The following is an 11,121-nucleotide window of genomic DNA, read 5'->3' on the forward strand; positions in this document are numbered from 1 at the left end:
CCGGGACGCTGGGTCACCCGTACGGATTGAAGGGGATCTCAGCCGGTTTGGCGGCGTTCAGCAAGTATTCGAACGAGCCGTCTTTGATCTTGATGGTGGCCGAGCCGAAGTCGGCGGCCATCAGGCGGTCGCGGAGTTCGACGGTGGGGTAGCCGTTCCAGTCGACCAGGGGCGGGTAGCGCCAGTTGTGGTAGTGGTTCTCCGGCGGCTCGTCGTTGCTGTTGGCCAGCCGGAAGAAGTGCGTCGACAGGCCGTCCTTGTGGTAGACGACCTTCGGGTGGCTGCCGTCGAAACGGACCTGCGAGCGGGCGTACGTCTTCTGCGAGCTGTGCTGGGTGGTGCTCACGTAGTCGACCTGGTTGGTGGCCTGGTTGACCCACGAGATGACGTGTTCCCAGTCGTGGCGGTGGCCGCCCAGCCCGCTGCCGGCGACGGCCTGGTCCTTCTCGAAGTAACTGGCGTACACGATCGCGCACCAGCCGTTGTTGCACTTCGACCGGGCGTACGTCTGCGAGTTGTCCAGATCGGACTGGTCGCGGCAGCTGCCGTTGACCGCGCCTGTCGTCTTCAGGCCGGGTGCGAGGGTGCCGTCGGGGCCGATGGCCGCGGTGGCGTAGCAGCCGTCGCCGTCGTAGTCGAACGCGGGGGAGAACGACTGCTCGTACCCGCCGGCGTTCTGCGGGAGGTTGTGCGGGGGATCGGCGAAAGCCGGGGTGGCCGTGGCTGCGAGGAGCAGCACGGCGAAGCCGGTGGCGGTTCCGGCTCGGGCGAGGCGACGCATAGGGGGCCCTTCGTTGGGTCGCGCGATTGGAAGGGATCTTTACCGTTGGGGTCGACGGCAGTCAATAGACGGGGCCCCGCCGGAGCGGGGCCCCGTGGGCTCAGCCGATGTGGAACGGGTCGCCGTAGACGCTGAAGTCGAGCGGCGTGTTCAGGTCGAAGTTGCCGTTGTTCAGGAATACCCGCTGCGCGGTGTCGATCCGGGTGACGTCTTCGTGGGCCGCCTCCTTCTTCATCTCGACGACCCGCTCGTCCAGGAACGCGTTCAGCCAGGCGCGCTCGTCACCGCCCTGCGCGGGCGGCTTCGCCTTCTTCAGGGCGCGGGTACGGATGGACCGCATCCCTTCATAGCCGTGCACCACCGACGCGTCGTAGTAGGCGAACTGCCCGAGCGCACGTACCCCGTCGGATTTGCCGTCCCGGACCGACGGGTTGAAGTAGACCCGGTCCCGCTCGGACTCCTGCGCGGCCTGGAACACCGGGTCGGCCGCCGCGGTCTTCCAGTCCCTGGTGAAGTTGGGGTCGAGCCCGGCGTGCGAATCGGTGCCGTTGACGTTACGCAGCGCCGGAAGGTACTTGGCCAGCACGTTCGACGGTTTGGTGGCGGTGTAGGCCTCGACGAGTTCCAGCATGTCGCCGGTGCCCGAGCAGAAGCCGATGATCCCGGCCGTGTAGCCGCGGCCGTCGCCGATGTCCTCGATGTAGGAGAACTGGGCCCGCCAGTTCAGCGACGAGTTCTCGGCCGCCGAGACGATCTGCATGGCGATGTCCTTCTTCGCCGGATCGTCGAGGTTCTTCCCGGCCGGCGCCGACGTGGGGGTGGTGGTGCCGCCGGGCAGGGTCCACTTCTGGTTGGCGGTGGCAGCGCAGGTCCAGATCTGCAGGCGGGTGCCGTTGGCGCTGCTGTTGCCGGTCACGTCGAGGCACTTGCCGGAGCCGGTGTTCACGAGTGTGCCGTTGGAGGCGGTCCACTTCTGGGCGCCTGTGGCGTTGCAGTCGTACAGCTGGATCTTGGCGCCGTTGGCGGTCGACGCGGCCGTGACGTCGAGGCATTTGCCGAACGCCCGGATGGTGTTGTCGGTGTTGCCGACGGTCCACTGCTGTGCGGCGCTGCTGTTGCAGTCGTAGAGCTGGATCGCGGTGCCGTTGGCGGTCGCCGCGCCGGCGACGTCGATGCACTTGCCGCCGAGGCCCTTGATCGGGCCGGCTGTGGCGGCGCTGGCCGGAAGCAGTCCGACGATGATCGCCGTACCGGCGATGACCAGGCCTGATGCTGCGTAGGCGAGTGTCCTTACGCGAATCATGGCGCTCCTGTGAGAGGGGGAACGAGGGGTGGCGCGCGCGTTGGGGACGGACTCTACGACTGTTAAGTAGCTTTATCAATGTTTGCTGACGGGGCTTGACGCAGGCCGTGCGGTGGCACAGGATGAGGCAACTGTTAAACACTTTGCCTATTACGGAGGCTCGGATGGCGCGGCTGGCCGGCTCGTCCAAACTGCTGCGGGCCATGAACGAGAGCGCAGCGCTGGAGCTGCTTCTCGAGCCGGGCAACCTCACCCGGGCCGACCTTCGCAAGATCACCGAACTGTCCACGCCGACGATCTCCGAAGTGCTGCGCCGCCTGACCGAGGCCGGTCTGGTCGACGTCGTCGGGCACGCCAGCGGCCGGCCAGGGCCGAACGCCGAGATCTACGCGGCCAACCCGGACGCGGCCTACGCCGTGGCCGTCTCGGTGCGTGACGTCGGGACCAGCGGCACCCCGTCGGTGGTGGCCGCGCTCTGCGATCTTACCGGCGCGGTCCGGGCCCGGTTCGAGTCCCGCATCGATTTCCTCGGCGCCGACCCGGGCGCCGTGCTCGCCGGCCTGGTCGGCCGGCTGCGCGAGCAGGCCGACGTCGAGGCCGGGCTGATCCGGCACGTGCAGCTCGGCGTGCCGGGCTCCTACGACCCGCGCACCGACACGATCCGCCTGGTCGACGTGCCCGGTTTCGACCGCCCCGGCCTGCGGTCCGCGATCGCCGCCGAGCTCGGCACCGACGTCGGCGTGGACAACGACGTCAACCTGGCCGCCGTGGCCGAGCGGCGGCGCGGCGCGGGCCAGGACGCGGAGAACTTCGCGCTGCTCTGGATCGGCCAGGACGGTCTCGGTCTGGCCATCGACATCAACGGCACGCTGCTGCGCGGCACCCGCGGGGGCGCCGGCGAGATCGGGTACGTGCCGCTCTACTCACCCGACTCCCCGCACCGCAAGCTCGACCTCCAGGACCTCTTCGGCGGCGCCGCGATCATGGAGCTGGCCCGGGACAACAGCGTCTCCGGGAGCACCCCGGCCGAGGTGGTCGAGGTGGCTGCCGCGACCGGTGCCGAAGTGTTCATCGAAACCCTCGCCGACCGGATCGTGGTCGGCCTGGCGGCGGTCACCGCCATCCTCGACCCCTATCTCGTGGTGCTCGCCGGCCCGATCGCCCAGGCCGGCGGCGACACCCTGCTCACCGCGGTGAACAACGCGTTCCGGCGGGCCGCCCCGCTGGAGAGCTCGTTCGCCGTCACCACCATCGAAGACGACGCGGTGCTGGTCGGCGCTCTCGACGCCGGTCTCGCCGCGGTCCGGCACGCCTTGATCACCGCCATTCGGGACAGCTAGTCCTCATGTGAAAGGCCGAAATAGTGAACAAACGGATACCCCATGCCCTTTTTGCCCTGGTAACTGCGGGTTTGCTGGTCAGTGCCTGCACGCCGGCGCCCAAGGAGAACAAGATCGCCGACCCCGGGACCGCGGTCTCCGGGACCGTCGAGCTCTGGCACTTCTTCACCGAGCGTGAGGCGAAAGCCATCGACGAGGTGATCAAGGACTTCTCGGACGGCCACCCGAACATCAAGGTCACCGTCAAATCGGGACAGGACGACTCCAAGGTCACCCAGGCCATCGGCGCCGGCAACGGGCCGGACATCGGGCTCTCCTACTCCACCGACATCGTCGGCAAGTTCTGCTCCTCCGGCGCGTGGGTGGACCTCAACCCGTACATCTCCCGCGACAAGGTCGATCTCGGCAAGCTCAACGCGACGACCCGGACGTACACCGAGTTCGAGGGCAAGCGCTGCGCGATGCCGTTCCTCGCCGACGCGTACGGCATGTACTACAACAAGGATCTCTTCGCCAAGGCCGGCCTCACCGCCCCGCCGAAGAGCCTCGACGAACTGACCGAGTACGCCAAGAAGCTCACCGTGCGCAACCCGGACGGCTCGCTCAAGACGGTCGGGTTCCTGCCGCTCTACGACTTCTACGAGAACTCGGCCTCGCACCTCGCCCCGGCCACCGGCGCCAAGTGGCTCACCGCCGAGGGCAAGAGCGCGGTCGGCACCGACCCCGGCTGGAAGACCCTGCTGGCCTGGCAGAAGAGCCTCGTCGACTGGTACGGCTACGACAACCTGACCAAGTTCAAGGCGAGTCTCGGCGACGAGTTCAGCGCCGACAACGCCTTCCAGAAGGGCCAGGTCGCGATCAACGTCGACGCCGAGTACCGCCTCGCGTTCCTCAAGGACCAGGCCCCCGACCTGAAGTACGGGGTGGCGCCGCTCCCGACGAGTGACCCCGCCCGCTACGGCGGTGGCTACGTGACCGGCAACATCGTCGGCATCAGCAAGAACGCCAAGAATCCCGAGGCGGCCTGGGAGCTGATCAAGTACCTGACCACCGACGACAAGGCGGTCGTCAAGCTGGCCGGTCTGCTGAAGAACGTGCCGACCACGACCACCGCGATCGCCGACCCGGGACTCAACGCCGACCAGGACTTCAAGGCGTTCATCGACATCTTCAACAACCCGAACTCGATGACCTCGCCGCCGTCGTCGTCCGGTCCCGCCTACCAGGAGACCTTCGGGACGTTCCTGACCAGCTACCAGTCCGGCAAGGTCGCCGACCTGAACCAGGGCCTGCTGGAGGCGGACAAGCAGATCAACAGCGTCATGTCACTGGGTGGCTGAACGAGTGAACGGCACTTCCCTGCGCCGGGGCGCGACGACGTTCACGTTCGTCGCGCCCGCGCTCCTCGGCATCGCGATCTTCTTCGTCTACCCACTGCTCTCGGCGATCTACTTCTCGTTCACCAAGTTCGACCTGCTGTCCGTACCGCAATGGGTCGGTCTTGACAATTATCGCCGGATGGGCGAAGACCCCTTCCTGCTCCAGGCCGTCCGCAACACACTGTGGATGGTCGTGGTGTTCGTCCCGGTCCGGATCCTCGGCGCGATCGGCCTGTCGATGCTGCTGGTGCAGCTCAAGCGAGGCGCCGGATTCTTCCGGACGATCTTCTACCTGCCCGCCCTGGTGCCTCCGGTGGCCGCGACCATCGCGTTCGTCTACCTGCTCAAGCCGGGCACCGGCCCGGTCAACCACGTCCTCGAGATGATCGGCATCGACGGGCCGCTCTGGTTCAACTCTCCGGCCTGGGCGAAACCGTCGCTGGTCCTGCTGGGCCTCTGGGGCATCGGCGACCTGATGATCATCTTCCTGGCGGCGGTGCTGGGCGTCCCGGAAAGCCTCTACGAGGCCGCGTCGCTGGACGGCGCGAACGCCTGGCACAAATTCCGGTCGATCACGCTGCCGACGATCCGCCCGGTGATCCTCTTCGCGGCGGTCACCGGCGTGATCTACACGCTGCAGTACTTCGACCAGGCGGCGGTGGCCGGCTCGATCGCCAGCGGGCAGGCCACCGTCGGCGCCGGGATCTCCCAGTCCTTCGGCTACCCGGAGGGCTCCACCTTCACCTATCCACTGTGGCTCTACACCGTCGGGTTCCGGTACAGCGCGCTCGGCTACGCCAACGCGCTCGCCATCGTGCTGTTCCTGGTCGCGCTGTCGGTCACCGTGATCCTGCTGCGCCGCGCCAAGGCGTTCTCCGGGGAGGAATCGTGACCGCCTTGTCGCTCTCGGACCGCAAGGCCGGCCGCCGGCAGCAGAGGCTCGCCTGGATCGCCCGGCACAGCATCGCCATCGCCCTCGCGATCATGTTCGTCACCCCCGTCGTCTACCTCGTCCTGCTCTCACTGATGACCAGCAACCAGGCGCTCACCAGCGACTACTGGCCCAACACCTGGCATCCGGAGAACTACCTCAAGGTCTTCCAGGCCACCCCGCTGCCGCACTACCTGCTCAACACCGTGCTGTACGCGGTGACCGCCACCGTCCTCACCCTCGTGGCGAGCGTGCCCGCCGCGTACGCCCTCGCGAAGTTGCGATTCCGTGGCCGCAACCTGATGTTCCTCGTGGTGATCTGCGTGATGATGCTGCCGCCGCAGGTGGTGACCGTCCCGCTGTACCTGATGTGGGCGCGCTACGGCCTGACCGGCTCGCTCGCCCCACTGATCATCCCGGCGCTGTTCGGTGACGCGTTCTGCATCTTCCTGCTGCGCCAGTTCCTGCTGACCATCCCGAGCGAATATCTGGACGCGGCCCGGGTCGACGGCTGCGGCGAGTGGCGGACCCTGCTGCGGGTGGTGCTGCCGATGGCGCGTCCGGGCATCGCGGCGGCCGGGCTGTTCCAGTTCTTCTACTGCTGGAACGACTACTACGGCCCGCTGCTCTACACCAGCGAGAACGAGAGCTCGTGGACGCTCTCACTGGGCCTGGCGTCGTTCCGGACCGTCCACCACGTCGACTGGAACCTGGTCACCGCCGCCACCGTGCTGGCCATGGCCCCACTGATCGTCATCTTCTTCTTCGCCCAGCGCTCGTTCGTGCAGGGCATCACGCTGACAGGATTCAAAGGGTGAAAATCGCAGTCGTCGGAGGCGGATCGACCTACACGCCCGAGCTGGTCGACGGGTTCGCCCGGCTCGGCTCGACCGTCTCCGAACTGGTGCTGATCGACCCGGCCGCCGAACGGCTGGAGATCGTCGGGGCGTTCGCCGCCCGGATCTTCCGGCACTACGGGCACCCGGGGAAGGTGACCTGGACGTCCGATCTGGACGCCGGGGTCACCGACGCCGACGCCGTGGTCATCCAGTTGCGCGTCGGCGGGCAGCAGGCCCGGATCACCGACGAGACGTTCCCGCTGGACTGCGGCTGCGTCGGGCAGGAGACCACCGGGGCCGGCGGGCTGGCCAAGGCGCTGCGCACGGTCCCGGTGATCCTCGGCGTCGCCGCGCGCATCCGGGCCCGGGCCAAGCCGGGCGCGTGGATCGTCGACTTCACCAACCCGGTCGGGATCGTGACCCGGGCGCTGCTCGACGACGGTCACCGGGCGGTCGGGCTGTGCAACGTGGCGATCGGGTTCCAGCGGCGGTTCGCCGGTTACCTGGGCGTCGATCCGTCGGCGGTGGTGCTCGACCACGTCGGCCTGAACCATCTGACCTGGGAACGGGCGGCGCGGGTGGACGGTGTCGACCGTCTGCCTGGCCTCATCGAGAAGCATATGTCGGAAATGTCCGATGACGTGGACATTCCGCCTGGCATCATCGCGATGCTCGGTGCAGTCCCTTCTTACTATTTGTCCTATTTCTACAAGCATGACGAGCATGTGCGGCAATCGATCGGCGCGCCCACAAGGGGCCAGCGGGTCGCCGAGATCGAGGCCACCCTGCTCGACATGTACCGTGACGTCACCCTCACCGAGAAACCCGCGCTGCTCGGCGAGCGCGGCGGCGCCTACTACTCGGAGGCCGCGGTCGGGCTCATCGCCTCCCTCTCCGGGCTCGACGACGCGTCCGTCCACTCGGTGAACGTGCGTAACCACGGCATCCTGCCCTTCCTCCCGGACGACGCGGTCATCGAGGTCTCGGCCCGGGCGGGCCTCAACGGGCCGGCGCCGCTTCCGGTCACCGCATTGCCGCCCGACCTGGCCGCATTGATCACACACACCTGGGGGTACGAGGAACTGGCGCTCGACGCGGCCCTGCGCGGCGGGCGTGACCGGGTGTACCGGGCGCTGCTCGCACACCCGCTGATCGGCCAGCACGAGTACGCCGACGCCCTCACCGACAAGCTGATCGCGGCCGGCCGTGCCCACCTCGCGTGGGCCCGATGAGCGACCTGGACCCGCGGCCGCACCTCCATCTGACGAGCGACCTCTATCTGGCGGTCGACGGCGGCAACTCGAAGACCGACGTGGTCCTCGGTGACGCCTCCGGCAAGGTGCTCGCCACCGCTCGCGGCGGCACGTCCTCACCGCACAACATCGGCCTGCCGGGCACTGTCGAGGTGCTCGGCGGCCTGATCGCGGAGGCCCGCGCCCGGGCCGGGCTGGCCGCCGGCACCCCGATCGAGACGATCGCCGTCTACCTGGCCGGCGCCGACCTGCCGATCGAGGTGACCCGCCTGCACGAGGCCGTCTCCGCGCAGGGCTGGGCCCGGCGGGCGCTGGTCGACAACGACTGCTTCGCACTGCTCCGGGCCGGCACGTCGGCTCCTGACGCGGTCGCCGTGGTGTGTGGGGCCGGCAACAACTGCGTGGGGCGCGCGGCCGACGGGCGTACTGCCAGATTCGTCGCTCTGGGCCCGATCTCCGGAGACTGGGGCGGCGGCCATGACCTGGCCGAACACGCCCTGCGCGAGGCCGCCCGCGGCGAGGACGGGCGGGGCCGTCCGACCGCCCTGTCCGCGGCGGTCGCCGCCCATTTCGGGCTGCCGACCGTGGAACAGGTGAGCATCGCCCTGCACCTGGGCGAGGTGTCCCGCGACCGGATCCCGGAGCTGACGCCGCTGCTGTTCGAGGCCGCGGCGGCGGGCGACGGGGTGGCATCCGCGCTGGTCACCCGTCAAGCGTCGGAGATCCTGGCCCAGCACCGGGCGGCCGCCACCCGCCTCGACCTGCTGACCGCCCCGCACGCCGTCGTCCTCGGCGGCGGCGTCCTCCAGGCCCGCATCCCACAACTGCACGACGCGGTCGTCAGCGGCCTGCACGCCCAGGCGCCGCAGGCCACGGTGACGGTCCTGGCCACCCCGCCGGTGACGGGGGCAGCGCTGCTGGCCCTGGACACCCTGAACACCACCCCCGACGCCGAGCCCATCCTCCGAGCCGCCCTGTCCGCCCTCACCTGACCCACCCCGGCGTGGCGATTCCGTGAGCCGTCGCTGAGCGTCCTTTCCGGGCCCTTGAAAGAGCGGTGAGCGACGGCTGGTGGTCTTGGTCCGCCTGCGTCGGGTGTGGCGATTCCGCGAGCCGTCGCTGAGCGTCCCTTCCGGGCCCTCGAAAGAGCCGTGAGCGACGGCTCGCGGTTGTGGTCCGGGCTGCGGTGTTTCATAGGTTTCTGCGGTCGGGGCGGTGTGTGGGCGGGTCTGATCATTGACTCGGCCCGATGGGTTCAGAAGGATTTCCGTTCAGTTTCTTTACGATTTCGACTGAGCGGAGAGGCCACCGCCGCATGACCCGTCCCCGTTTCGCCGGCCTGGTAGCGGGCCTGCTCGCCACTGCCGGTCTCGCCATTCCCCAGGCCGCGCAGGCCGCTCCCGCCGCCACCGTGCAGGCGTGGTTCAGCTCCGAGTCGCGCACCGCGGGCTACGAGCCGAAGAACGGCAACTGGTACACCAGCCCGGCCACCGGCTTGGCCGGCACGCCGTACCAGATCAGCCGTCAGGCCGACATCGCCACCGCCGCGGCCGCCGGCGCCGCAACGATCTCGGTCGACACGAATCAGAAGTTCCAGACCGTGCTCGGCGTCGGCTCCTCGCTGGAGGAGTCGACGATCTTCAACCTGGCCCGGATGAGCACGACCGGCCGGACCAACGCTCTGCGGACTCTCGTCGACCCGAGCGCCGGGGCGGGTTTCAACGTCGCCCGGATCACGTTCGGCACCAGCGACTTCACCTCGCACGACTTCTACACCTACAACGACGGCGCCGCCGACCCGTCGCTGTCCCGGTTCTCGATCCAGCGGGACATCGACTACAAGATCATCTCGACGCTGCGCGAGGCGCTGGCGATCAACCCGAACCTCAAGATCTTCGCGAGCGCCTGGTCGGCGCCCGCGTGGATGAAGAGCAGCAACTCCCTCATCACCGGCAGCCTGCTCGACCAGCACATCCCGACACTTGCTACTTACTACCGCAAATCAATTCAGGCGTACGTGGCGCAGGGCATCCCGATCTACGGCCTGACCCTGCAGAACGAGCCGTTGTTCGAGCCGGCCGACTACCCGGGCATGCGGGTGACCGCCGACCAGGAACGGCGCCTCGCGATCGCGCTGCGGACCGAGCTCGTCAACAACGGACTCGGTGCTACCAAGATCTGGGCCTTCGATCACAACTTCAGCGAGGGTCTCGCGTACGCCCAAGGGGTCTTGACCGCCGACGCCCGGGCCTCGGTCGACGGAATCGCCTTCCACGACTATGCCGGGGATCCGTCCGCGATGGCGGCGGTGAAGGCGCAGTTCCCGGACAAGGACGTGCTGATGACCGAGCGTTCGGTCTGGGGCACCTCGGGCGCCGACCGCATCGTGCAGTACTTCCGCAACCAGTCCACGCTCTACGAGGGCTGGGTGTCGATGCTCGACCAGAACCGCGCGCCGGAGCGCTGGAGCGGCTCGCCCGACCCGACGATGCTGGTGCAGAGCACGTCCAACCCGGACACGTTCTGGAAGACCCCTGATTTCAACATGGTCGCCCAGTTCTCGAAGTTCGTGCAGGCCGGCGCGAAGCGGGTCGCCACCGGTTACGGCTCGACCGGCACGGTCACCAACGTGTCGTTCGTGAACCCGGACAACTCCCTGGTCACCGTGGTGGTCAACCAGACCGCGTCGAACCAGACGTTCACGCTGCGGGCCGGCGACCGCCAGTTCACCAGCACCCTCCCGGCGAAGACCACCGGCACGTACGTGTGGGCCGGCGCCGGTGACGCGGGCAGCGGCCCGGCACGGTCGGGCCGGATCACCGGTTTCGGCGGCAAGTGTGTCGACGTCCCGAGCGCGTCGACTGCCAACGGCACCCAGGTGCAGCTCTGGACCTGCAACGGCTCGTCCGCTCAGACCTGGACCGTCGGCGCCGACGGCACGATCCGCGCCCTCGGCAAGTGCCTCGACGTGAACGCCGCGTCCAGCACGAACGGCACGAAGGTCCAGATCTACGACTGCAACGGCACCACCGCCCAGCAGTGGACCGCCGGCGCCGACGGCACGCTGCGCTCGCTGGGCAAGTGCCTGGACGCCACCGGCCCGTCCTCGGCCGACGGCACGAAGCTCCAGCTCTGGGACTGCTTCGCCGGCGACAACCAGCGCTGGACCCTCCCGTAACACCCCTGCTCCCGGCGATCTTGTGGAGTTCCGGCACACCCGCGGAACTCCACAAGATCGCGGCCGGCGCGCCACCCCCACGGCGGAGTATGTGGCGGGGGGCGCCACCCAAGGCAT

The 11,121-nt window shown here is 68.5% G+C and carries 9 protein-coding genes; 7 read left to right on the forward strand and 2 right to left on the reverse strand.

Translation table 11 applies throughout. From position 1 onward, the window contains the following. Window positions 1-13 precede the first annotated feature (13 nt). Together AB0E94_RS11075 and AB0E94_RS11080 are read right to left on the reverse strand one after the other, a co-directional pair. Window positions 14-781 carry an NPP1 family protein gene (locus tag AB0E94_RS11075; RefSeq protein WP_360325086.1) on the reverse strand — a complete coding sequence of 256 codons (768 nt, stop codon included), beginning with the start codon at window positions 779-781 and terminating at the stop codon, window positions 14-16. Between the two features lie 100 nt (window positions 782-881). Then, complete coding sequence (locus tag AB0E94_RS11080) at window positions 882-2,084, reverse strand: chitosanase (protein WP_360325089.1); 1,203 nt, start codon at window positions 2,082-2,084, stop codon at window positions 882-884. Between the two features lie 164 nt (window positions 2,085-2,248). Here AB0E94_RS11080 and AB0E94_RS11085 point away from each other — a divergent pair, with 164 nt between their 5' ends. The 7 genes from AB0E94_RS11085 to AB0E94_RS11115 all read left to right on the forward strand — a co-directional run bounded on the left by AB0E94_RS11085 (window position 2,249) and on the right by AB0E94_RS11115 (window position 11,004). Further along, the gene (locus tag AB0E94_RS11085) at window positions 2,249-3,424 is read left to right on the forward strand and encodes an ROK family transcriptional regulator (RefSeq protein ID WP_360325091.1); all 1,176 of its coding nucleotides are present in this window, start codon (window positions 2,249-2,251) and stop codon (window positions 3,422-3,424) included. A 71-nt stretch (window positions 3,425-3,495) separates the two neighbouring features. Next, a complete protein-coding gene (locus tag AB0E94_RS11090) occupies window positions 3,496-4,764 on the forward strand; it encodes an ABC transporter substrate-binding protein (RefSeq protein ID WP_360325094.1) in 1,269 nt (422 codons plus the stop codon). A 4-nt stretch (window positions 4,765-4,768) separates the two neighbouring features. Further along, window positions 4,769-5,695 (forward strand): sugar ABC transporter permease, encoded by a 927-nt coding sequence (locus AB0E94_RS11095; protein WP_360325097.1) that lies wholly within the window; start codon window positions 4,769-4,771, stop codon window positions 5,693-5,695. Next, a complete protein-coding gene (locus tag AB0E94_RS11100) occupies window positions 5,692-6,552 on the forward strand; it encodes a carbohydrate ABC transporter permease (RefSeq protein WP_360325099.1) in 861 nt (286 codons plus the stop codon). The genes AB0E94_RS11095 and AB0E94_RS11100 overlap by 4 nt, the downstream gene beginning before the upstream one ends. Beyond that, on the forward strand, window positions 6,549-7,805 hold the full coding sequence (locus AB0E94_RS11105) for a 6-phospho-beta-glucosidase (RefSeq protein ID WP_360325101.1): 1,257 nt from the start codon (window positions 6,549-6,551) through the stop codon (window positions 7,803-7,805). The genes AB0E94_RS11100 and AB0E94_RS11105 overlap by 4 nt, the downstream gene beginning before the upstream one ends. After that, window positions 7,802-8,818 carry a BadF/BadG/BcrA/BcrD ATPase family protein gene (locus tag AB0E94_RS11110; protein WP_360325103.1) on the forward strand — a complete coding sequence of 339 codons (1,017 nt, stop codon included), beginning with the start codon at window positions 7,802-7,804 and terminating at the stop codon, window positions 8,816-8,818. Before AB0E94_RS11105 ends, AB0E94_RS11110 begins: the two co-directional genes overlap by 4 nt. 323 nt (window positions 8,819-9,141) lie before the next feature. After that, window positions 9,142-11,004: a ricin-type beta-trefoil lectin domain protein gene (locus AB0E94_RS11115; RefSeq protein WP_360325106.1), complete on the forward strand. Its 1,863-nt coding sequence runs from the start codon at window positions 9,142-9,144 to the stop codon at window positions 11,002-11,004. Window positions 11,005-11,121: the final 117 nt, after the last annotated feature.

Origin of the sequence: Actinoplanes sp. NPDC026670 (assembly GCF_040638175.1) — a bacterium.
Classification (GTDB): Bacteria; Actinomycetota; Actinomycetes; order Mycobacteriales; family Micromonosporaceae; genus Actinoplanes.

Coding starts and splice junctions, on each gene's coding strand:
- AB0E94_RS11075 (WP_360325086.1), bottom strand. CDS start 781: ATGCGTCGCCTCGCCCGAGCCGGAACCGCCACCGGCTTCGCCGTGCTG.
- AB0E94_RS11080 (WP_360325089.1), bottom strand. CDS start 2,084: ATGATTCGCGTAAGGACACTCGCCTACGCAGCATCAGGCCTGGTCATC.
- AB0E94_RS11110 (WP_360325103.1), top strand. CDS start 7,802: ATGAGCGACCTGGACCCGCGGCCGCACCTCCATCTGACGAGCGACCTC.
- AB0E94_RS11085 (WP_360325091.1), top strand. CDS start 2,249: ATGGCGCGGCTGGCCGGCTCGTCCAAACTGCTGCGGGCCATGAACGAG.
- AB0E94_RS11115 (WP_360325106.1), top strand. CDS start 9,142: ATGACCCGTCCCCGTTTCGCCGGCCTGGTAGCGGGCCTGCTCGCCACT.